We start from the raw sequence: 22,120 nt of genomic DNA on the forward strand, positions 1-22,120 counted from the left end.
ACACGGGGCTGGCGCGATAGTGCCGTCCGTCCGGCTTTACTTGCAGATCGTCCAAAGCGACGCGCATCGTCGCGCAAATGTGTAAGGCTTGACGCCAACGTGTTTAGGGGGCGCTTTTCCGTCGCGCCAACGTGTTGCAGGTCGCACCGACGTGTATAGCGCGTGATCAACTTCTTCGAGATCAAGGAGTATGAGCCATGAAGTCCCAGAACTCCTTGACCTGATGCGTGTTCGCAGCACCGCCTGCATTGGCGAACACCTCACCTATCCATGGAGCGTCCGTATGGACGAAGACACCGGCACGGCGTGCTTTTTGCTGGTCTTGGAGGGGCGGAGCTGGCTCAACGTTGAGGGCGTGACGAAGGACATTCAGCTCTTTGAGGGGGACATTGTGTTACTCCCACACGGGAAGGCTCATACCCATTCCGACAAGCCGGAACACGGTTTCAATGACGAGGGTTTGCCGCATAGGGATGCGCATATACTCAGCGGTCATTTCCAGTTTTCCGACACGACGCCCCATGCGATCATCTCGCGCCTTCCGGACATTCTGGTCGAACGCAGCAGCGACCGTCACCGTGCACACAAGCTCGATCTGTTGGTGCAACTCATCAACGTGGAACTCGGCAAGCACTCAAACCCGCTGCCAAGCGCTCTGAACCATCTGACGGAGGTTTTGTGCCTTCACGCCATGCAAAACTGGATGCAGCAGACCATAACCCATGACGAGGCATTGCAGGCTTTGGCCAGCCCACGCATTAAAGAGGTCATTGACTGCATCCATTCCGAACCGGCGGCGGCTTGGTCGGTCGAGAGCCTTGCGAAGGTCTACGGGCAGTCACGCACCGCCTTCGCGGCGCATTTCAAGTTCGCGACGGGACATTCGCCGATCAACTACGTCCGGCAATGCCGGATCAGGCAGGCCTGCAAGATGCTGGAAGACACGTTCTTGTCAGTGGGCGAGGTTGCGTATAATTCCGGCTATGCCGACGCCAATGCGTTTAACCGCGCGTTCCGGCGCGAGGTTGGCGCCTCGCCCGGTGCTTACCGTCGGATGCCACGCGCATAGCTATCGTTGCTCTGTGCGCCAGTTCGGGTGAATCCACGGCTCGGAATTATCCGCCGGTAGCGGGTCACGGCCAAGGATGTGATCAGCGGCCTTCTCACTCACCATGATCGACGGCGCGTTCAGATTGCCATTGGTGATCCGCGGGAAGATCGAACTGTCTGCGAGGCGCAATCCGTCGACACCAATCACCCGACAGTCCGGATCGACCACCGCCATAGCATCATTGGACCGCCCCATGCGCGCGGTGCCGCAAGGGTGATACGCGCTTTCGGCATGCTCCGCGATGAAGGCGTCGATTTGTGCGTCTGTCTGGACGCTCTCACCGGGCTGGATTTCATGGCGGGTGAACTCGGCGAATGCGTCTTGCCCGAAAATCTCGCGTGTCAGGCGTATGCAGGTGCGAAAGTCCTCCCAATCGTCGGGATGGGACATGTAGTTGAATTCGATCTTCGGCGCGTCCGCCGGATCGGCAGACCGCAATGTGACCTGCCCGCGTGACTTGGACCGCATGGGGCCGACATGGGCTTGATAGCCATGCCCCTCTGCCGCCGCCTGCCCGTCATAGCGCACAGCTATGGGCAGGAAGTGGAACTGGATGTCAGGATAGCGCACACCCGCCTTGGAGCGGATAAAACCACCGGATTCAAACTGGTTGGAGGCCCCGAGGCCCAGCTTTGCCAACAGCCATTGTGTACCGACCCAGCCTTTGCCGGGGATGTTCCAGTAGCGGTACAGGCTGACCGGCTTGGAGGCCGCCATTTGCAGGTAGATTTCCAGATGGTCTTGTAGATTTTGCCCGACGCCTTGACGATCTGCGACGACCTCGATCCCGTGGTCACGCAGGTGTTGCGCGGGGCCGATACCCGACAGCATGAGCAGTTTAGGGCTGTTGATGGATGAGGCAGACAGAATGACTTCTTTTCCGGCTTTGATCACCTCGGTTTTGCCGCCGCGAATAACCTCAACCCCCGTCGCGCGACCATTTTCAATCACCACCTTCTGAGCCAAGGCCTGAACAAGTGTGCAATTCTCGCGCTTCAGGGCGGGTCGCAAATAGGCGTTCGCCGCCGACCAACGCCGCCCGTTCTTGATCGTGGCATCAAACGGCCCTACGCCCTCTTGCTGCCTGCCGTTGTAATCAGGCGTGACTTGGTATCCGGCCTGCTTCCCCGCCTCAATGAATGCCTTGGTCAACGGATTCTTGCCCGGACCGCGCGTCACATTCAACGGGCCATTCTTGCCGCGCCAGTCGCGATCACCACCGCGTCCGCCATCCGACCAGTTTTCCATGCGCTTGTAGTAGGGCAGCACATGGGCGTAGGACCAGCCGTCCGCCCCCTGCTCTGCCCAGTGATCAAAATCGCCTGCGTGGCCGCGCACGTAAACCATTCCATTGATTGAAGACGAACCGCCAACGACTTTGCCCCGTGGCGTCACCAGTTCGCGGTTGTTGAGGTGCGGCTCGGGTTCGGAATGGTAGCCCCAATCATAGCGCGACATGTTCATCGGGTAGCTGAGCGCGCCGGGCATCTGGATGAACGGCCCCCAGTCGGTGCCGCCATGCTCGATCACCAGCACGGATTTCCCTGCTTCCGCCAAACGGTAAGCCATAGCACAGCCAGCGGAGCCGGCACCGACGATGACGTAATCTGCTTGCATAATGTTCCTCGCTCAAACTTTCATTGAAAGTTTGGGGCCAATTTCTCCAAGAGAAATTGGCTCCTTGATCAAAATTGCGCCTCGACCGGAGTCATCGCGACGTAGACGGTTTTAACCTCGGTATAGTGATTGATTGCCTCTTTGGAGTTTTCACGTCCAACGCCCGATGCCTTGGAGCCCCCGAACGGGGCCTCCACGGGTGCAAGATTGTAAGTGTTGATGTAGCAGGTGCCCGCCTCGAACCCCGCAACCACGCGGTGCGCGCGGGTCAGGTCGTTGGTGAAGACGCCCGCTGCGAGACCGAATTCTGTGTCGTTGGCGCGGGCCATCACCTCCTCCTCGGTATCAAAATCAAACACTGCCATGACAGGGCCGAAGATTTCTTCGCGGGCGATGGTCATATCGTCGGTGACATCTGCGAAGACGGTCGGCTCGATGAAGAAGCCGTCGCGGTCTGCCATCTTGCCGCCCGCCACCAGAGTCGCGCCTTCATCCGTGCCTTTGTTGATGTATCCCAACACGATATCCATCTGGTCGACGGAGACCATCGGGCCGAAATTCGTGGCCTCGTCTAGCGGGTCCCCCATCACCGCCCCTTGCAGTCGTTCTTTGAGACGTTTCAGGAAAGCCGCCTTAATGTCTTTCTGAACGAACACGCGCGTGCCGTTGGAACAGACCTGCCCAGACGAATAAAAGTTGCCGAGGATTGCACCGGACACTGCGTTGTCGATGTCAGCATCCTCGAACACGATCAGGGGTGACTTGCCGCCCAATTCCATGGTGACATGCTTCATACGCTCTGCGGCAGCGGCGTAGACTTTGCGGCCTGTCGGGACCGAGCCCGTCAACGACACCTTGGCGGCCCGCGGGTCGGTGACCAGCGACGCCCCGACGGCACCGCGACCTTGGATTACGTTGTAGACGCCTGCGGGCAAGCCCGCTTCGTGCAGGATTTCGGCGACTTTCAAGGCGCATAGCGGGGTCGTCTCGGACGGTTTAAACACCATGGAGTTGCCGCAAGCCAATGCAGGGGCACCTTTCCAGCAGGCGATTTGCGTGGGGTAGTTCCATGCCCCGATGCCCACGCACACGCCCAAAGGTTCGCGGATCGTGTAGACCCAATCCTGACCCAACTGGATATGCTCCCCCGTCAAGGTCGCGGCCAAGCCGCCGAAATATTCCAGTGCATCCGCACCGGAGGTCGCATCAGCGACCAGCGTTTCTTGCAGGGGTTTTCCCGTATCGAGGGTTTCCAGAATGGACAGCTCGCGGTTGCGGTCGCGAATGATGTCGGCGGCACGGCGCAGAATGCGTCCCCGTTCAGTGCCGGTCATTGCGGCCCAGATTTTCTGGCCCGCATGCGCGGCACTCAGCGCTTGGTCGATGATCGCTGGCGTCGCCTCATGCAACGTGGCAATCACCTTTCCCGTCGCGGGGTAGATGCACTCTATCGGCGCACCGGATGTGTCTTCGACATAAGCGCCGTTGATGAAGTGGCTGGCGTTGGGTTGTGCGTTTTGCATGGGGTCAGGCTCCTGCAGAGTGATCTTTGAAACGGGTTTATTCGCCCCGAGGAAAGCGCTGGCTTTCCTCGAGAATGTTGAGGTCCATGTGGTTGCGCATATACCGCTCAGACGCTTTTTGAAGGGGCTGGTAGTCCCATGGGTAGTAGCCGCCTTTGCGCAACGCCTCGTAGACCACCCAGCGGCCCGCTTGGCTGTGGCGAACGGCGGCGTCATAGGCATCCAGATCCCAGCGGGCCTCGGCCTTGGCTTGCAGGGACGCGAGCGTGCCAGCATGTGCCGGATCAGCGGCAAGGTCGGACAACTCGTGCGGGTCCGCCTCAAGGTCGAACAGCTGATCGGGGTCCAACGCACAGCGGTTGTACTTCCATTTTCCGTATCGCAACGACACCAGCGGCGCATAGCTGGCCTCGGCGGCATATTCCATGGCGACGGGGGCGTCGCGGCTTTCGCCTTTGCCCAAAGGGGCGATGGACTGGCCGTCTGTCCACGGCATGACCTCGGACATATCGACCCCCGCGAGGTCGCACAGCGTCGGGCAGAAGTCGATATTCGACACGGGCTCTGTCACGAGACCCGCCTTCATATCCGGCGAGGACACCATAAACGGCACGCGCGACGAGCCTTCATAGAAACTCATCTTAAACCACAATCCGCGATCGCCCAGCATGTCGCCATGGTCCGATACGAACAGGATTGTTGCCTCCTGACGCGTGGCTTCCAGCGCCTCCATGACCTCGCCGATTTTGTCGTCGAGATAGGAGATGTTGGCAAAATACGCGCGGCGGGCGCGTCGAATGTGGTCTTCTGTGATGTTGAAGTTATCGCGGTCATTGGCGTCGAGGATGCGCTTGGAATGGGCGTCCTGCTCCTCGTAGGGGATCGGGCCGACGTCGGGCATCAGATGCTCGCAATCCTCATAGAGGTCCCAGTATTTCTTGCGGGCCACATAGGGGTCATGCGGGTGGGTGAAGCTGGCCATCAGGCACCAAGGGCGCGCGTCCTTACCTCGCGCCAGATCATAGATTTTGCGGGTCGCGTGATAGGCGACCTCGTCGTCATATTCCATCTGGTTGGAGATTTCGGCTACTCCAGCCCCCGTGACGGAACCCATGTTGTGATACCACCACTCGATCCGCTCTCCGGGTTTGCGGTAGTCCGGCGTCCAGCCAAAATCGGCGGGGTAGATATCGGTGGTCAGGCGTTCCTCGAACCCGTGCAACTGGTCGGGGCCAACAAAGTGCATCTTGCCCGACAGGCAGGTTTGATACCCCGCGCGACGCAGGTGGTGCGCGAAGGTCGGAATGGCCGAAGAGAACTCCGCCGCGTTGTCATAGACACCCGTGCGCGACGGCAACTGGCCGGACATAAAGCTTGCCCGCCCCGGCGCGCATAAAGGCGATGCGGTGTAGGCGTTTTTGAAACGGGTGGATTTCGCGGCTAGTTTCTTAAGGTTCGGGGCGTGCAGCCAGTCGGCAGGGCCGTCGGGGAAGAATGTGCCGTTGAGTTGATCAACCATGAAGATCAGGAAGTTGGGCTGTTTCATCATTCGTCCTCAAGATGCGGCGCTGCGAACGCAAGGATTGTGGCGGCGGAATCGCGGGAGATGGGCGCACCAAGGGCCGCGCGGATATAGAGCCCGTCGATCAAGGCGGCGATGGCGTCGGCAAGTTCATCCGGTTGGCGGGCAATCGGACGCAAAGCATGGATCAGGTTGGAGCGTAGGCGGCGCTGGTACACACGCAAGAGGCGCATCGCGTCGGGGCTGCTATGGGCTTTGACGTAGAAATTCAGCCACGCAGAGATCACTTCGGGATCAAAGCACGATTGCGCAAAACTTGCCTCTACCAGCGCCTTGAGCCGATCGCGCGGCGTGCCGGCCAAACTCAGGCGGCTGTGCACCTCGACAGCAAACCCCGCAAGGATATGGCGCATGGCGGCAAGGAATATCTGGTCCTTGTTGCCGAAGTAGTGATGCGCCAGAGCCGACGACATGCCCGCCCGTTTCGAGATCGCACTAACGGTGACATCAAGCGACCCCGCGGCGCCGATTTCGGCAATCGCGGCAGTGACAAGAGCCTCGCGGCGTATGGGTTCCATTCCAAGCTTTGGCATGGTGTCAGGCTTGGTGGTTTTTTATTGACTCGTCAATCAATAATAAATTCGCGGATAAGGGCTAGACCTTTGTCGCCGGAACAGGCGGCGTGGTTGCGCGTTTTAAAACAGCCTCGCGCCACGTGATGAAACTGACGGACGCGAGGATGATCATACCGCCAAAAATCACCCAGCCGTCGATCCCTTCGCCAAAAACGAGCGCGCCCAGCAAGACCGCCCAGAACAGCTGCAGGAAGGTTACCGGTTGCGTGACCGTGACGGGCGCGGCCTGAAAGGCCAGCGTCATGGTGAAGTGCCCGGCGGTGGCAAAGCAGGCAAGCAGGAACATCCAGCCCAATTGTTCAATTGTCGGCGTTACCCAAACCATTGCGGCTAACGGAGCCAAGCCGATGGTCACAGTGATCGAGAGCATACCGACAACAACCGCAGGGCTGACCTCATCCGCCATAACCTTGGCCGTCAGGTAGGAGCCCGCGAACATCACAGCCGTGATCAACATGGCGATATGGCCCGGCGATAGCTCTCGAAAGCCCGGACGCAAGATGACCATGGCCCCCACAAGCGCTGCGACGACTGCCAACATCCGGCGCAAAGCCAGCTTTTCGCCCAAGAAGAAGGCCGCGCCCAAGGTGACATAAACCGGTGCCAAGTAGTTCATCGCGGTCACTTCGGCGATGGAGATTTGAGTCATGGCATAAAACCACAGGGTCACGCCAAGCGTGTGCACCACGCCGCGAAAGCCGAAAAATTTCAGGGCGCGCGGTGTAAGTTTTGCCCTGCGGATCGGGCCAATCATCGGGATCAGGAAGACCAAGCCGAGCAGATACCGCAAGAAAGCCGCTTCAGCTGCAGGAAGCTCGGAGCCCACGTATTTAACGATCGCCGTGACGGCCACGAACATAAGCCCGGTGATCAACATCCAAATGACGCCCGCGACGGGCCTGTTTTGCGATTGTGCCATTGCGCCACCTGAAACCCAAGCGCGCGCGGGTGCAAGCCCTATCCTTTGACGATCAAACTAATGGCGATCACCCACATGGTCGCACCGACCATCGCGTCGAGCAGGCGCCACGCTTTCGGGCGGGCGAACAAAGGCGCGACGAGGCGCGCGCCGAACCCCAACAATGTGAAGAAGACAATAGATGCGCTCGCAGCCCCTGCCCCGAACACCGTGCGTTGATCACCGTACTGTGCCGCGATGGACCCGAGCAGGATCACCGTATCAAGATAGACATGCGGATTGAGGAACGTCAGTGCCAGCAAAGTCGCCGCGACCTTGCGCCAATCGCTGCGGGCGCGCCCTTCGACATTTAGCGCCTCGGTGCTGGTTGCCGCGGACCAAAACGCCATCGCCCCGTACGCCAGTAAAAACAGCGCCCCACCGTATCGCATGATCGGCCCCAACCACGGCATCTGCTCGTTCAGCACGCCGAAGCTGGTCACGCCAAGAGTGATGAGCAATGCATCCGATACGCCGCAAATCGCCACGCAAAGCAACACATGCTCGCGCCTAATTCCCTGACGCAACACGAAGGCATTTTGTGCCCCAATGGCCATAATCAATGTAAAGCTGAGGACGAACCCCGAGAAGAAGACTGGCATATCACGGCCTTAAGTATAGATTTTGACATGTCAGTACCCAGCTTGGTCAGAACATACTAGCTAATCATTCTAAAGTAAGATTAGATTGTCTAATGTATGATTACAGCCAGCTAGAGGCGCTCTGCGCCGTGATCCGAACTGGCAGCTTTGACGCCGCCGCCGCGCAACTGGGTGTCACCCAGTCCGCGATTTCGCAACGGATCAAACAACTTGAAGAAAGGGTCGGCACGGTGCTTGTGAAGCGCGGCCAGCCTTGCACCGGGACGGACGCAGGGCTGAAACTGGCAACGCACACTGACCAAGTGCGCCTGATGGAGAAAGCGTTGGAATTCGAACCGTCCGGCTCGGAGCGGCATACGCCAGTACGTATCGCGGTGAATGCCGACAGTCTTGCAACGTGGCTGCTTCCCGCGTTGGCTGAGCATGACTACTTTCTTTACGACCTGATTATTGACGACCAAGACCATAGCGCGGATTGGTTACGCGCCGGCGAAGTTGCCGCGGCGGTCACGGGCCATCCGGGCCCAGTGCAGGGATGCGATAGTCATGCGCTTGGATCTATGCGTTATTTCGCGACGGCGTCACCGGACTATATGGCCCGCCACATGCCCAACGGCCCAACCCCGGAGGCGTTCGAGCGCGCACCCGCAATGACTTTTAACGACAAAGACCGCCTACAAACGGATTGGGCGAAGGGTATCGCTGGCCGCCCTGTTAATTTGCCAAAACACCGCCTCGCCTCTTCACAAGGCTTTGTGGAAGCCGCAGGTTTTGGTTTGGGCTGGGGAATGAACCCCGAGAGCCTGAGCCGGGACGCGCTGTCATCGGGCAAGCTTGTGGAGGTTGCCCCGAACGCCCCCATGGACGTGCCGCTGTACTGGCAAGTGTCGCGGATCACGGCGGACCCGCTTCGCCCGCTCACCAAATCGGTTATGCGGAGCGCGCGCGAAGCGCTTATCCAACACTGAACGCAATCGAGAAAGGGCGCAGCCACTGGCCACGCCCCAATAAATAATCGTGCCGCGCAGAAGGCGTGCCCGTTAGCTCAGAGTTGCTCCATGACCTCGTCGCTTGCCTCGAAATTGGATGTGACGGTTTGGATATCGTCGTCATCTTCCAGCGCGTCGATCAGCTTCATCAGCTTGGTCATGCCTTCCAGGTCCAACTCGGTCGTCATGTTAGGGGACCAGATCAACTTGGTCGAATCCGACTCGCCCAACTCGGCCTCCAACGCAGTGGAAACCGTGTTCAGGTCCGTATCTGCACAGATAATCACATGGCCATCTTCAGAGCTTTCGCAATCCTCGGCGCCCGCTTCGATCGCGGCCATCATCACGGTATCAGCATCACCTGCAGACGCTGGGTAGGTTACCTGCCCCTTGCGGTCGAACATGAACCCGACAGAACCGGTTTCACCCAGATTGCCGCCGTTCTTGGTAAACGTTGAGCGCACTGTGGACGCGGTGCGGTTCTTGTTGTCGGTCATAGTCTCGACAATAACGGCCACACCGCCCGGGCCGTAACCTTCGTAGCGGATTTCGTCATAGTTCTCGGCGTCGCCGCCTTGCGATTTCTTGATCGCACGGTCGATCACGTCCTTGGGGACGGATTGCGACTTGGCCTCTTTGACAGCCATCCGCAGCCGGGGGTTTTTGTCGGGATCGGGATCACCCATCTTGGCGGCCACAGTGATTTCCTTGGCAAGCTTCGAGAATAGCTTGGAGCGCAGTTTATCCTGACGCCCTTTGCGGTGCTGGATGTTTGCCCATTTTGAGTGGCCGGCCATGGGTGTCTCCCCTTAAATGCAGTATCGAGCCGCTTTTATGCAAGCACCTGCACCTGCGCAAGATGCTCGCGCATGTTTCACTGCTTTCCGCTCCCTGCAAAGGCCGATACATTGAGGACATGACACAAGATCAAATCATCCTCTTCTCGCTGTTCGGCGCTGTCTTCGCGCTCCTTCTTTGGGGCCGCTGGCGCTACGATCTCATCGCCTTCACGGCCCTTATGGCCGGCGTGGTATTGGGCGTGGTCGACACAAAACACGCCTTCGACGGCTTCGGGCATCCCGCCACATTGGTCGTGGCGCTGGTGCTGGTGGTTTCCGCGGGGTTGGTTCGTTCTGGCGCGGTTTTTTTGATCACCCGCACCTTGGTGGATAGCGCGCGCTCCCTTGGGGCGCATATTGCGCTCATGGGATTGATCGGCGGCGTTCTGTCAGCCTTCATGAACAACGTCGCAGCCTTGGCCTTGTTGATGCCAGTCGACATCCAAACCGCCCGCAAAGCAGGGCGTGGGCCGGGATTGTCGCTGATGCCGCTTTCATTCGCCACTATTTTGGGCGGAATGGCGACCTTGATCGGCACACCGCCAAACATCATTATCGCGGCGATCCGCGAGGACATGTTGGGCGAGCCCTTTAAAATGTTCGACTTCGCTCCCGTGGGGGGCGTCACTGCCATCGTAGGGTTGATTTTTGTAGCGCTGATCGGTTGGCGGCTTATCCCGCAAGGCAGCGACGAAGGTCTTCGAGGCGATCCAATGGATGACTATGCCGACTACATAGCCGAGCTCACGATTCCAGAAAAATCCAAGCTCGAAGGTAAGCGGCTACGAGAACTGCTAGAAGATGCGGAAAAGGCGGATGTGGCGATCCTTGGCCTGGTGCGTGATGGCAAGCGGCGTTATGGCACCGCACAAAGCGTAGGCTTAAAGGCAGGAGATGCGCTGGTCTTGGAGGCCACGCCAGACGCGCTGGACGAGTTCCGCAGTGCTCTGTCACTAGATTTTTCTGATGCTGTGCGAGAAGAGCATCTGCGTGCCGAGAACGACGGCCTCAAGGTTATTGAAGTGGTCGTGACGGAGCAAAGTCGTATCAACGGCAAAACGGCGCAAAGCATTGGTTTAGCGTGGCGGCAACGCTCGGTGCTGATGGGGATCTCCCGCAGAGGCAAAAGTATCCGCCAGCAAGTACGCAAGACGGTTGTGGAGACCGGCGATATCTTGCTGCTTCTTGTGCCTCAGGATAGCGCCAATGACGTCACCGAATGGCTGGGTTGCCTGCCACTTGCCGCGCGTGGTTTGGCGGTGACGGAAGACCGGAAAACGTGGCTTGCCATTGGGCTATTTGCTGCCGCGGTTATCGCGGCCTCTGTCGGGCTTATCTACCTGCCCGTTGCCTTGGGCATCGTAGTCGTAGCGTTCGTGCTGACACGCATTGTTCCCCTCTCGGAGCTCTATACCCATATCGAGTGGCCAGTAGTCGTCCTGCTGGGGTCAATGATCCCTCTCGGTGCCGCGCTGGAAACTTCTGGCGGGACCGAACTCATCGCAGAGGCACTCGTGTCACTCACAGGAGGTATGCCGGCTTGGGCGGTTTTGACCATCCTTATGATTGTTACGATGACCTTGTCGGATGTCCTCAACAACACTGCCACCGCGATTGTTGCAGCGCCCGTTGGGATAACCATGGCGCAATCCATGGGCGTAAACCCTGATCCGTTCCTAATGGCTGTGGCGGTAGCGGCCTCTTGCGCGTTTATGACGCCCATCGGCCACAAGAACAACACGCTGATCCTCGGCCCAGGCGGCTACAGCTTCGGCGACTACTGGCGCATGGGGTTGCCGTTGGAAATTCTGGTGGTCGCGGTGTCGATACCGGCTATTCTGACGTTCTGGCCACTTTAAAAATAAGGGCTAAAAGCCCGCACTGCTTTCAAAGCGGTAGGGTTTGCCATTCAGGTCTGTGACAGTGACCACAACAAGCGGCCGGAAGGGCACCTCGGCCTCGTCGATGAGCACGGCGCTTTGCACTTCTTGCAGCGGCACCTGCCCTGGTAAAGTCCCAGCGGCCAACACCACCTCGTAGGTGTAAGGATACGGACATTCCGCCAATGTCCCCGTCCAGCCATTGGCGCGGCCTGCGGCACCTGCTGCACCCAGACATTGCGACCCGTCGTCCATTGCCACAAGCACGGCGTCTGCATCCAACGCAACCTGTACAGGGCGCGTCTCGCGTTCGGGTCGTGGCTCGGGCACTTCGAAGGGTTCACCGCGATCAAACAAACCGCCCCGCAAAATTCCACAGCTGGACACGGAAACTACTATGAGGGCAAAAAGGCTACAAGTTGTGGCGCGCATGGGGCCTCCGCAGGATAACTCGCCAAATAAATACACAGCACTCAATCCGCATGGAATGCCCAAAGGCAACTTAGGCGAAAATGCTCTGGTCAGAGTGGCCAGATTATCGGAATCATGAAGGATGCAAGCAACCCGATGGACAGGTTCAGTGGGATACCCACGCGTAAGAAGTCGGTGAAACGATACCCACCGGGGCCATACACCAACATATTGGTCTGATACCCAATGGGGGTGGCGAAGCTGGCAGAGGCGGCCACCATCACCGCAATCACCAGCGGCCTTGGGTCCAGCCCCATAGCAGAGGCCAATCCGATTGCGATGGGTGTGACCACCACCGCCACAGCATTATTGGAGACCAATTCGGTCAACACAGACGTCAAAAGATAAATACCCCAGACCACAAAGAACGGCGGCAGGTTCATCATCCAAGGGGCAAGTGCCTCAACGATTAGCGTCACAGCACCAGATGCTTCTAGGGCCGCGCCAATCGCGAGCATCGCAAAAATGAGCGCCAGAAGGCGGCCATCCACATGGGAAAACGCCTCGTCTGCATCGATGCAGCGTGTCAGCAGGACAATGGCGACCGCTAGGACTGACAGGAGAAAAATGGGGGCAAGACCAAGGCCCGCGAGCGCCACAAGCGCCAGAAGAGCGACAATGGCAATCGGTGCGTGAGACCGTCGGAACGCACGAGCGGAGGGGTGCGAGACGTCCACCAACTCCATGTCGTTGGCGAGGCGCGAGATGTCCTCTTGAGCGCCCTCAAGCAACAACGTGTCGCCCACGCGAACAATCAGGTCATCCAGCTGACGTCCAATATTCTGGTTCCTGCGATGTACCGCCAACGGGTAAACACCATAGCGGCGACGCAGGCGCATGGAGCCAAGCGAGCGGCCAATCATTTTGCACCCCGGCGTGATCAACACTTCGACGGTCGACGTCTCAACAGCAGACAGCTGGTCCACGCGTTTCAGCTCTTTGTTGCTTTGCAGAGACAACAGCTCGGTCATCTCGGTGCGCAACACAACGCGGTCGCCTGTTTGCAGGGTCACGTCCTTGAGATTACGGCGCAGAGACGTATCTCCGCGGACCACATCGACCAATCGCACGCCTTCGCGTTTGAACAGCTGAACGTCGAGAACCTCTCGCCCGATCAAGTTGCTCTCGGGTGGGATCGCCGCCTCGGTAAAAAACTTCATTTTCGAGCGATCAGAGAGCATCATTGCCATGCTGTCACGGTCTGGCAACAAGCGTGGTGCAATGAAACGTAGGTAGACCATTCCCCAAGCGACCAACACAATACCCAGCGGCGTAACTTCAAAAATAGTGAACGCTGCCAATCCATTGGCGCGTGCAACGCCATCAACCAGCAAGTTTGTCGAGGTGCCGATCAGTGTAAGCGTACCGCCCAGAATGGCCGCGTATGACAGCGGGATAAGAAGCTTGGATGCGGAAACCCCCAAAGTTCGTGACAACTGCACAAACACAGGGATCATCACGACGACGACCGGCGTGTTGGAAACGATGGCGGAAGAGATAACAACGAAAGCGAACATCCCCACCAATGCCAACGCGGGCCGTTTTGCAGCATTTCTGTCTGCGATGCGTGTGAACCAGTCAAGCGCCCCGGTGCGAACCAGCGATCCCATGATGATAAACATAGCAGCAATGGTCCAAGGTGCCGGATTCGACAGCACCGACAGCGCGGCGTTATAGGGAAGAACCCCTGTCGCGAGCAGAACGGAAGCCCCCCCGATTGCCACGACCTCGGTCGGATAGGTCTCGCGCACGAACAGCGCAAACATTCCCAGAACGACCAACAATGCCAGAACGGCACGTGCGTTTTGGGACAGATCGAAAAGCTCCATCACGGCTCCAATGGTTCAGGTTCTGCGAGCGGGCGCGGCTGAACCAGCGCCAGCCCGACGAGCAGTATAGCGAACGCGGCCCAGACCCAAAGCGAATAGCGCTCGCCCAGCAGCCACATGGCCCAAACGACACCGAAAGCCGTTACCAAATAGCTGACCTGCACAGCAAATACCGGCCCTGCGCGCCCGACAAGCCACACATAAGCCGCATAGACGCCTGCGTGGATTACCGCCGATGCGATCAGGGACCACTCTGCCGCCCCATAGGGCCGAAGGGGGTTGATGAACTGCCCCTGCCAAATTGCCAAGGGACCAGAGATCACGGCAGAAATAGCGCTCGCGCCAAACAATAGCTGCAACGGGTCAAGGCCAGCGGTCCCCCAACGCGCTACGTAGTTGCCTTCGACGGCGTAAAATAGCGGGGCAATCATGGCGACAGGAATAAACACCACCATTGCCCGATCGGGTAGGCTGGCCTCAGGAAGTACGATCAGCAGCACTCCACAAAGGCCCAGCGCCAACCCTGCAAGCCGTGACCACACGAAGTTCTCGTTGCCCAACAACACCGCCACAGGAAAGGCGAGCATGGGCACCAGCGACAACAGGATTGAGACAAGACCCGAGGGCAAATAAACCAATGCGGTGTAAGAACCGGCCCCCGGCAAAACAGTGCCGATCAGCGCAATCACAAGGCAGGCCCAAAGTTGCGGGATGCCAAGACGCATGGGTTTGCCACGCAATGCGCATAACAATCCCAAGATCACGCCGGAGATCACCACCTGCCAAAACACCAGACCGAATTGGCGGTGACCGCCCTCCACGGCGAGTTTGCCTAAAGGTTGTGTCAATCCCCAGCCCGCGCCCATGACGAACAACGCGGCAAACAAACCATTCCGTTCGCTCATTCGCCTAAATCCGTTGGGATAGCTGCTATCCACGGCAGCATGAGTTCGATCACGCAGGCCCAGAGGGCGACAGCCACCCGCCTTGGCGCACCATCTCAATACGGGTCGCGGCGCCAGTGCGGTCGTCGGTTTCAACATAGAGGCCAGAAAGCGTTGCTTCTTCCATCGCGGGGGTGAAACGACCTTTGACCATCCCCGTCACGAAGCGACGCATCGGCTCCGCCTTCTCCATTCCAATCACAGAATTGTAGTCACCACACATTCCGGCATCTGACAGGTAGGCGCAACCTGCTGGCATTATCATGGCATCGGCTGTGGGAACGTGGGTGTGCGTCCCAACGCAAACGCTGGCACGCCCATCGCACCAGTGACCCATAGCCATTTTCTCGGACGTGGCTTCACAATGCACATCAACGAGCGACGCTTGCACCATGCCACCACGCGGGTGAGTCTTGAGCACCTGCTCAAGCTTGCCGAAGGGGTCCTCGAAGGGGCGCTTCATAAACACCTGCCCCAGCACTTGCGTGACCAAAATCTTACGTCCGCGACCGGCCTCGAAGACACCATACCCTCGACCCGGTGCGTCTTTTGCAAAGTTCAGCGGGCGGATGATGCGCGGCTCTTTTTCGATAAATTGCAGCATATCGCGCTGGTCGAAGGCGTGGTCGCCCAAGGTCAGGCAATTAGCCCCAGCATCCAGCAAAGATGTTGCATGAGCGGCTGTTAGTCCAGCGCCGGAACTGGCGTTTTCCCCGTTTACCACGACGAAATCCAAAGCCCAATCAGCCCGTAGCTTGGGCAACCGATCCACGATGGCCGCGCGTCCGGCACGCCCCATCACATCTCCAAGAAACAAAATCTTCATGCGCAAGACCTAGGCTGGATGTTTTTCATGCGCAACACGCCCTCGTCGGTGATAATAGCGTCAAGCGGCTGATCAGTTTGTTCCAGCGGTAAGCCCTTGGCCTCTTGCGCAGCGAAAGCGTAGCCGATTGCAGTAACATTGCCGCCTGCGCGCAACCCTTCCAAGGTTCGGTCATAGAAGCCGCCACCGTACCCCAAGCGCCCGCCCTTTCGGTCAAACGCCACGAGCGGCACGATCAAAACCTCAGGCACAATCACTTCGGCACTGGCCGGCACAAAGGTCCCGAATCCGCCATCAACCATTTTACAGCCCGGCTCCCAGCGGTGGAACTCAAGTGGCTGCCCCTTTGCCTTGATGACAGGTACACAAACCGGGCCCCAAGCAGCCATGGCGGCCATAACGGGAACCGGATCAATTTCCGTGCGGATCGGAAGATACCCCGACAAGGCGCGGCCTTTATAAGGCAGCACGACCTCCAAAAGATGTGCCACGGCGGCGGCATCCTTGTCAGAGGATTTCGCGTCCTTGCGACGGGCGAATGCGGCTTTGCGCGCGGCGGCTTTTGCTTGGGTCAAATCATCCATCTTTGTGTTGTTGCCCGCTACTGCTCTCTTGGCAAGACCCTGTCTGCGGACCTATCGTGGATCTATGAACCTTCTCAGATTAGATCATCTTGCGCTGGCCGCCGAAACCTTGGACGCAGCGCGTGCCCATGTAGAGAGCGCGCTAGGCGTCCAGCTTGCAACGCGGGGCGAGCATCCGCAGATGGGCACCCACAATCACCTGATGTCCTTAGGGCCAGATATCTATTTCGAGGCGATTGCAATTAATCCTGATGCAACTGCGCCCAATCGTCCACGCTGGTTTAACCTCGACCATTTCGATGGACCGCCACGCCTGACCAACTGGATTTTGGCGACTGATGACCTTGAGGCGGCCTTGGCGGAGCTTCCAAACGGGTTTGGCACCCCAATATCGCTTCAGCGCGGCGATTTTAGATGGTCGATGGCAGTTCCTGACGACGGCATTTTGCCATGGGGCGGCTGGGGGCCTGCGTTGATCCAATGGCATGGTGACCTGCATCCTGCACCATTGTTACCTGAACAGGGCATACGTTTGGGTACGTTTGTCCTTCATCATCCGCAAGCCACCGAAATTGCTGCGACCCTTGCCCCCCTCTTGCCGCGCGACACGGTGCTGTTCGCGGAGGCCGAGACCCCAGGCCTTTCGGCAAATTTCGACACACCGCACGGGCGACGGGTTCTGACATGACTCTTGTCCGCCCAGCTCGACCTGACGACGCCGCAGGGATTTTGGCCATTCTCAATCCGCTTATTTCCGAGACTACGATCACTTTCTCCGCTGAGCAGTTATCAGTGTCCAATTTGCATGAGGCGTTATCCGAGAATCAAAGGCAAAGTGCACCCTATCTCGTCGCGGATAGCAGCGGCGCTATAGATGGCTACGCCAAGTACGGCCCGTTCCGTGCTGGTGATGGATATGCCCGCACCGCCGAGATTACCGTGCATGTAGCCCCCGCCGCGCGCGGCCGGAAATTAGGCCGTCGATTGGTCAATGCGTTGAACGATCATGCCAGTAATGCCGGGATACATAGTCTGATTGCAGGCATCTCTGCAGAGAATGTGCCTGCGATGGAATTCCATAGAAAACTGGGCTTCGAGCAAGTCGGGTTGGTCCCGCAGGCCGGGTACAAATTCGGACGGTTCATCGACCTTGTGCTGATGCAGAAATTTGTCTGACAAGCTGAACCGAATAGTTTAGTCTACTTCCGATGTCAGTTTGGACCCGCATATCAAACGCACTTGCTGCACTGGCCGCAGGCGAAAGCCTGTCGGACGTTTTTTCGCACTTGCGCACCCCCCCCGAGCGGCGCGTAGGCTTCACGATCGCCGTCATCGCACTCGGTGCAAAGATGGCGAAAGCCGACGGACATGTGACCCGTGACGAGGTCACCGCGTTCCGCGAGGTGTTCACCATTCCGCCAGAGGACGAAGCACAGGCAGCGAAACTGTTTAACCTTGCCCGTCAGGATGTTGCCGGATTTGATGACTACGCGCGCAAGATCGCCGCGATGTTCGAGGACAACCACGCAACGCTTTGTGACTTGGTTGAGGGGCTGTTCCATATCGCGGTCGCAGACGGCAGTTATCACCCGCTTGAAGACGAGTTTTTGCTGAGAGTGGCGCGCATTTTCAAGATCACGGAACAGGAGTTCCGCTGCCTGCGCGCGCGGTTCGTCGCCGATGCAACGCCAGATCCATACGCGGTGCTAGACGCCTCTCCGGAGATGGCGCTTGAAGATGTCCGCAAGCGTTGGCGGAAACTTGTAAAGGACACCCATCCAGATGTGATGGCTGCAAGAGGCGTCCCTCATGAAGCCGTCAAAATGGCCGAAAAACGCCTGATCCGCATCAACGCCGCGTGGGCCGAGATTTTGGCAGAGCGTGAGCCCGTTGCATGAGGATTGCCACCTACAACGTCGAATGGTTCACCTATCTGTTCGATGACGCCAATGAGCTGATCCAGAACGGCACATGGTCGTCGCGCTACAATGTCACCAAAGCCATGCAAGCGCAGGCCTTGAGCGTCGTCTTTCATTCCATTGACGCTGACGTTGTGATGGTGATTGAGGCTCCGGACACCTCACCCAACCGATCCGGACGTGTGGCATTGGAAAATTTTGCAGAACATTTCGGGCTACGTACCACGAAGGCGCTCATCGGGTACGACAACGACACCCAGCAGGAAATAGCCCTGCTCTATGACCCGAACGTCGTAACCGCGGTTCATGATCCTCGCGAGAGCAAGGCGGCCCCACACTTTGACAACACCTTCCAGATGGATCTCGACATTGATGCAAAACTGGACGACGTGGTTTTTTCCAAACCGCCTTTGGAAGTCGCACTGACGACCAAGGCTGGTGCAGAGTTGCGGTTGATTGGCGCGCATCTGAAATCAAAAGCCCCGCATGGGGCGCGAAATGATGCGGATGCGATGCGGATATCCATTGCCAACCGGCGCAAACAACTAGCGCAGTGTATTTGGCTGCGCGCGCGAGTCACCGAACATCTAACCGCAGGCGACTCGGTGATCGTGCTGGGCGATTTCAACGATGGACCAGGTCTGGACGGGTACGAAAAGCTCTTTGGGCGCTCTGGAGTGGAAATCGTGTTGGGGCAATCAGGCGATCCCGCTCAGACACTTTTTGACCCGCATGCCCACCAGATCATGACCCATCCTTTCGGTGCGCGGCCCACCACATCACGTTTCTATGTACGCCATGAAAAGCGCTATCTGAACGCCATGTTGGACTACATCATGGTCTCGGCCGATCTGGCCGCCAGAACTCCGCAATGGCATATCTGGCACCCGTTCGATGACCCAGATTGCTGGAATACCCCAGAATTAAGGGAGGCGCTGCTCATTGCCTCCGACCACTTCCCTGTGACGCTGGACATTCAACTCTAGGGTTTGAATTGTTGGGGCTAAGACCCCATATTCTACGTATGAAGCAGGTGTTCTTGATATGCGCGGTGGCACTGGCCCCATTTTCAGCTTCGGCACAAGAGAACGAGCCGCCCTTCGGATTAGGCGACCTAGCCCCCTTGGCCGATAACTTTCGCGATTTTTTTGATGCGTTCACCGAGGACATGATGCCCCTGATGAAGCAATTGTCCGAGAAGATGTCCGACCTAAATGCGTTTGAAGCACCGGAAGTCCTACCGAATGGCGACATTATCATCCGGCGCAAGCCGAAAGTAGAGGAAGCACCGGACGTTGAACCTAAGGTCAATCCAGATGGTAGCATCGACCTTTAGGCAGGTTTTTTTGCCCTTGGCCTGAATTTCTCTCTTGCAGCCCACGCGCACCGTCGCTAAATCACGGCTCACCAACGGATGCGGGCGTAGCTCAGGGGTAGAGCATAACCTTGCCAAGGTTAGGGTCGAGAGTTCGAATCTCTTCGCCCGCTCCAGTTTGGTCCAACAAAAACAGTTGGTTACGTTTAGGGTCACCTTCGGGTGGCCCTTCGTCGTTTCAGGGATTGCCAAATATTGCCAAACTCATTCAGGTTTTTCTGGGATATCGAGTTCGAAAACCGTGTTCCGAAGCGAAGATTCGGGGATGTGAAGGTAGTGTGCTTCGGTCACCCGTGAGTTCGGAGAGTGGCCCACAAGCTTCTTGATCGTGCTGAGTGGCACCCCCCGCAGATACTGATAACTGGTGAATGCCTTCCGCGCATACTTCGGGGTGAACTTCATGGGCTTCCCATACCGTTCCACCCCAGATCGTTTGACTGCTGACTTCAACGACTTGCGATAATTGTCCATCGGCTTGTTCTTACCATCACGGTTCGGGAACACCCACTCCAGGTTGGTAGATCGCTTCAACTTCAGCAAATCAGCGGCCAGACCGTCACCGAAGGCCATTTCCCGATTGGACAGTCCCGTTTTGGGCGTCTCACCATTCACAACGCCGACCTTCAGCACTTTACGGTCAAGGTCGATGGCATCCCACTTTAGCCTCTTTGCCTCACTTGGACGCAACCCAGTCTCAATCATCAACCTAGTCAGCACTGCTGGCATCTCTGGTAACTGCTGAAGAATCAGGACGATTTCATCCTGCATGGGGACCTCTGTGTCCACGGGGACCTCATTCAGCATCGGCACCTTAGGCATGACTTCTATCAGTCGATGGTTGTGGCACCAGTTCATCAATGCCCGCAGCTTTCGGCATTCGGTGTTGATCGTCACGGGTTTTACCTGCTCACCCAGACGATGACGCTGGTAAGCTTCGATACGTGCCGCATTTATCTTTGAGATATCTTCGTCTTTGAAGAAGCCCATCACGTGGCGCAGCCCATTCAGGTCAGTGCGCAAAGAACTCTCTTTCTTTAGACCACTCGTGACCCGAAGTTGCTGACCCTCCAACCACCTTCCAAACACATCATGCAACCCCAGCCCGCATTGGCCCTGATTCTGCATCATCTCGCCAAGCTGCAAATCCTTGTTCATTTGCCGAGCAGCCATCATTGCTGCTGACTTTGATGGATGCCGATGCCGCCGACGCTTTTCGTTACCGTTGAAGTTTGGGGGAACATCTACGAACCAATTTCCAGTCCCCTGCCCCTTCACGACCTCAGCCCGAACCGTAAGCGCACCAACCTTTTGTGTGGTCTTCTTAGTCATCCTAAGCCCCCTTCATCGCTTTGAGGGCAAGGTCAGCGGGGTTCTGATCCACAACGAATGGGGTTGGCGCTGAACGTTCCTTGGGACACCCACGACCTGTGCCACGCTTGGCGACATTCTTTCGCCCAGTGACATAACTTTCGATGTCCGACCGAAGATAGAGAACAGAACGACCAACACCTTCGTAGGTTGGCAGTTCATCGATAGGAATGCGCCGCAGCGTATCAACGGAACAATGCAGCAGTTCAGCAGCCTGTTTGATATGCAGGATGGTAGCTGACTGAGCCGCCAAGGCGTTGATCGCTGTGGTCAGCGCCTCTTCATCAGCCTGAGGAGGCAAAGCTGGCAATGGGCTACCCTGCTGTGCTTCAGATAGTTGACGAATGAACTCGTCAGGGTTTGTAGTGATAGGCATGTGGGTCCTCATGGATCAAAACATCAATTTGTTTTGCCCAGGACCTCCCCGAACCTCGTAACTGTCATCGCCTCGATGACCCGATTGGCATGATAATTGGGAACGATCCTGTGAATTACAAGATGTGAGGTTTAATCAGCTAAGCGGTGTGCCGCAGTGCTTGATAATAACTGCTGCGCGATATCCCCAGAGATGCACAAACGTCTTTGACAGATACTTCTGGGTCATCGTGCATCGCCTGGACCTGACGAATGATCACTGGCGTGACTTTGCGCGGTCTACCAAGCTCAACACCACGTTCCTTTAGGACACGCAAAGAGCTTTTCGTTCGGTCCGATATCAACGATCTCTCGTACTGGGCGACCACCGAGAGAAGTGTCAGGAACATATCGGCGACCATACCTGTGCCAGTATCGATACCATCGGTGATGCTAACAAGCCTGGCACCCGCACCTTTGATTTTCTCGACAATGGTAAGCAGGTCTGATGTGGAGCGACCAAGGCGGTCAGTTCGGTAGATGTAGACGACATCGGTATCGGTAAGCTGGGCCAACAACTGGTGTAGCTTCGGTCTCTTGGTGTGGTGAAGCCCACCTGACACCTGCTCGACAAAGATGTCCCTGCGATCAAGCTGGTTGTCATTGGCCAGAAGTGCTTCGATTTGAACATCTATTCCATTGTGTTGATCCGCTGTGGATGTGCGGACATACCCGAACCGTTTCCCTATGGTCGCCTCCTATGATGAACCCGCC

23 protein-coding genes and 1 tRNA gene are annotated in these 22,120 nt (G+C 57.6%); 9 read left to right on the forward strand and 15 right to left on the reverse strand.

The window, feature by feature from the left end; translation table 11 throughout:
* Window positions 1-190: 190 nt before the first annotated feature.
* Window positions 191-1,069 carry an AraC family transcriptional regulator gene (locus BCF46_RS06020; RefSeq protein ID WP_121022754.1) on the forward strand — a complete coding sequence of 293 codons (879 nt, stop codon included), beginning with the start codon at window positions 191-193 and terminating at the stop codon, window positions 1,067-1,069.
* Here BCF46_RS06020 and betA read toward each other — a convergent pair whose 3' ends face one another.
* From betA to BCF46_RS06050, 6 genes are all read right to left on the reverse strand, one after another.
* The gene (gene betA, locus BCF46_RS06025; protein ID WP_121022756.1) at window positions 1,070-2,728 is read right to left on the reverse strand and encodes a choline dehydrogenase; all 1,659 of its coding nucleotides are present in this window, start codon (window positions 2,726-2,728) and stop codon (window positions 1,070-1,072) included.
* Window positions 2,729-2,796: 68 nt separating this feature from the next.
* Window positions 2,797-4,251, reverse strand: a complete 1,455-nt coding sequence (gene betB, locus BCF46_RS06030; protein WP_121022758.1) for a betaine-aldehyde dehydrogenase — start codon at window positions 4,249-4,251, stop codon at window positions 2,797-2,799.
* 37 nt (window positions 4,252-4,288) lie between these two features.
* Complete coding sequence (gene betC / locus BCF46_RS06035) at window positions 4,289-5,797, reverse strand: choline-sulfatase (RefSeq protein ID WP_121022760.1); 1,509 nt, start codon at window positions 5,795-5,797, stop codon at window positions 4,289-4,291.
* The gene (gene betI / locus BCF46_RS06040; RefSeq protein ID WP_121022762.1) at window positions 5,797-6,366 is read right to left on the reverse strand and encodes a choline-binding transcriptional repressor BetI; all 570 of its coding nucleotides are present in this window, start codon (window positions 6,364-6,366) and stop codon (window positions 5,797-5,799) included. The genes betC and betI overlap by 1 nt, the downstream gene beginning before the upstream one ends.
* Before the next feature lie 61 nt (window positions 6,367-6,427).
* Window positions 6,428-7,327: a DMT family transporter gene (locus BCF46_RS06045; RefSeq protein ID WP_121022764.1), complete on the reverse strand. Its 900-nt coding sequence runs from the start codon at window positions 7,325-7,327 to the stop codon at window positions 6,428-6,430.
* A 38-nt stretch (window positions 7,328-7,365) separates the two neighbouring features.
* Entirely contained in the window at window positions 7,366-7,968 is a 603-nt protein-coding gene (locus tag BCF46_RS06050; protein ID WP_121022766.1) for a LysE/ArgO family amino acid transporter, read from the reverse strand.
* Between the two features lie 92 nt (window positions 7,969-8,060).
* On the opposite strand from BCF46_RS06050, the gene BCF46_RS06055 reads away from it, so the two are divergent.
* Window positions 8,061-8,936 (forward strand): LysR family transcriptional regulator ArgP, encoded by an 876-nt coding sequence (locus BCF46_RS06055; RefSeq protein ID WP_121022768.1) that lies wholly within the window; start codon window positions 8,061-8,063, stop codon window positions 8,934-8,936.
* 77 nt (window positions 8,937-9,013) lie between these two features.
* On the opposite strand, the gene BCF46_RS06060 is transcribed toward BCF46_RS06055, so the two are convergent.
* The gene (locus BCF46_RS06060) at window positions 9,014-9,754 is read right to left on the reverse strand and encodes a YebC/PmpR family DNA-binding transcriptional regulator (protein ID WP_121022770.1); all 741 of its coding nucleotides are present in this window, start codon (window positions 9,752-9,754) and stop codon (window positions 9,014-9,016) included.
* A gap of 119 nt (window positions 9,755-9,873) precedes the next feature.
* On the opposite strand from BCF46_RS06060, the gene BCF46_RS06065 reads away from it, so the two are divergent.
* Window positions 9,874-11,655, forward strand: a complete 1,782-nt coding sequence (locus BCF46_RS06065; protein ID WP_121022772.1) for an SLC13 family permease — start codon at window positions 9,874-9,876, stop codon at window positions 11,653-11,655.
* 9 nt (window positions 11,656-11,664) lie between these two features.
* On the opposite strand, the gene BCF46_RS06070 is transcribed toward BCF46_RS06065, so the two are convergent.
* The 5 genes from BCF46_RS06070 to BCF46_RS06090 all read right to left on the reverse strand — a co-directional run bounded on the left by BCF46_RS06070 (window position 11,665) and on the right by BCF46_RS06090 (window position 16,330).
* Window positions 11,665-12,006 carry a hypothetical protein gene (locus tag BCF46_RS06070; RefSeq protein WP_211332781.1) on the reverse strand — a complete coding sequence of 114 codons (342 nt, stop codon included), beginning with the start codon at window positions 12,004-12,006 and terminating at the stop codon, window positions 11,665-11,667.
* Window positions 12,007-12,197: 191 nt separating this feature from the next.
* Window positions 12,198-13,976: an SLC13 family permease gene (locus BCF46_RS06075; RefSeq protein ID WP_121022776.1), complete on the reverse strand. Its 1,779-nt coding sequence runs from the start codon at window positions 13,974-13,976 to the stop codon at window positions 12,198-12,200.
* The gene (locus BCF46_RS06080; RefSeq protein ID WP_121022778.1) at window positions 13,976-14,881 is read right to left on the reverse strand and encodes a DMT family transporter; all 906 of its coding nucleotides are present in this window, start codon (window positions 14,879-14,881) and stop codon (window positions 13,976-13,978) included. Before BCF46_RS06080 ends, BCF46_RS06075 begins: the two co-directional genes overlap by 1 nt.
* A gap of 49 nt (window positions 14,882-14,930) precedes the next feature.
* Window positions 14,931-15,746 carry a TIGR00282 family metallophosphoesterase gene (locus tag BCF46_RS06085; RefSeq protein WP_121022780.1) on the reverse strand — a complete coding sequence of 272 codons (816 nt, stop codon included), beginning with the start codon at window positions 15,744-15,746 and terminating at the stop codon, window positions 14,931-14,933.
* Window positions 15,743-16,330 (reverse strand): 5-formyltetrahydrofolate cyclo-ligase, encoded by a 588-nt coding sequence (locus BCF46_RS06090; protein WP_121022782.1) that lies wholly within the window; start codon window positions 16,328-16,330, stop codon window positions 15,743-15,745. The genes BCF46_RS06085 and BCF46_RS06090 overlap by 4 nt, the downstream gene beginning before the upstream one ends.
* A 64-nt stretch (window positions 16,331-16,394) precedes the next feature.
* Between BCF46_RS06090 and BCF46_RS06095 the strand changes: the two genes are divergently transcribed.
* The 6 genes from BCF46_RS06095 to BCF46_RS06120 all read left to right on the forward strand — a co-directional run bounded on the left by BCF46_RS06095 (window position 16,395) and on the right by BCF46_RS06120 (window position 19,740).
* A complete protein-coding gene (locus BCF46_RS06095) occupies window positions 16,395-17,018 on the forward strand; it encodes a VOC family protein (protein WP_121022784.1) in 624 nt (207 codons plus the stop codon).
* Window positions 17,015-17,506, forward strand: coding sequence for a GNAT family N-acetyltransferase (locus BCF46_RS06100; RefSeq protein ID WP_121022786.1), 492 nt, complete (start codon window positions 17,015-17,017; stop codon window positions 17,504-17,506). The genes BCF46_RS06095 and BCF46_RS06100 overlap by 4 nt, the downstream gene beginning before the upstream one ends.
* 32 nt (window positions 17,507-17,538) lie before the next feature.
* Window positions 17,539-18,228 carry a molecular chaperone DjiA gene (locus BCF46_RS06105; RefSeq protein WP_121022788.1) on the forward strand — a complete coding sequence of 230 codons (690 nt, stop codon included), beginning with the start codon at window positions 17,539-17,541 and terminating at the stop codon, window positions 18,226-18,228.
* A complete protein-coding gene (locus BCF46_RS06110) occupies window positions 18,225-19,235 on the forward strand; it encodes an endonuclease/exonuclease/phosphatase family protein (RefSeq protein ID WP_121022790.1) in 1,011 nt (336 codons plus the stop codon). The genes BCF46_RS06105 and BCF46_RS06110 overlap by 4 nt, the downstream gene beginning before the upstream one ends.
* 38 nt (window positions 19,236-19,273) lie before the next feature.
* Window positions 19,274-19,585 (forward strand): hypothetical protein, encoded by a 312-nt coding sequence (locus BCF46_RS06115; protein ID WP_121022792.1) that lies wholly within the window; start codon window positions 19,274-19,276, stop codon window positions 19,583-19,585.
* An 80-nt stretch (window positions 19,586-19,665) separates the two neighbouring features.
* Window positions 19,666-19,740 (forward strand) — tRNA-Gly (locus BCF46_RS06120).
* Between the two features lie 88 nt (window positions 19,741-19,828).
* On the opposite strand, the gene BCF46_RS06125 is transcribed toward BCF46_RS06120, so the two are convergent.
* The 3 genes from BCF46_RS06125 to BCF46_RS06135 all read right to left on the reverse strand — a co-directional run bounded on the left by BCF46_RS06125 (window position 19,829) and on the right by BCF46_RS06135 (window position 22,095).
* Window positions 19,829-20,953 (reverse strand): tyrosine-type recombinase/integrase, encoded by a 1,125-nt coding sequence (locus tag BCF46_RS06125; protein ID WP_121022794.1) that lies wholly within the window; start codon window positions 20,951-20,953, stop codon window positions 19,829-19,831.
* A gap of 1 nt (window position 20,954) precedes the next feature.
* Window positions 20,955-21,368: a helix-turn-helix domain-containing protein gene (locus BCF46_RS06130; protein WP_170157871.1), complete on the reverse strand. Its 414-nt coding sequence runs from the start codon at window positions 21,366-21,368 to the stop codon at window positions 20,955-20,957.
* Window positions 21,369-21,507: 139 nt separating this feature from the next.
* Window positions 21,508-22,095 (reverse strand): recombinase family protein, encoded by a 588-nt coding sequence (locus tag BCF46_RS06135; RefSeq protein ID WP_121022798.1) that lies wholly within the window; start codon window positions 22,093-22,095, stop codon window positions 21,508-21,510.
* Window positions 22,096-22,120 lie beyond the last annotated feature (25 nt).

The organism is Litoreibacter meonggei (genome assembly GCF_003663885.1).
Classification (GTDB): Bacteria; Pseudomonadota; Alphaproteobacteria; order Rhodobacterales; family Rhodobacteraceae; genus Litoreibacter; species Litoreibacter meonggei.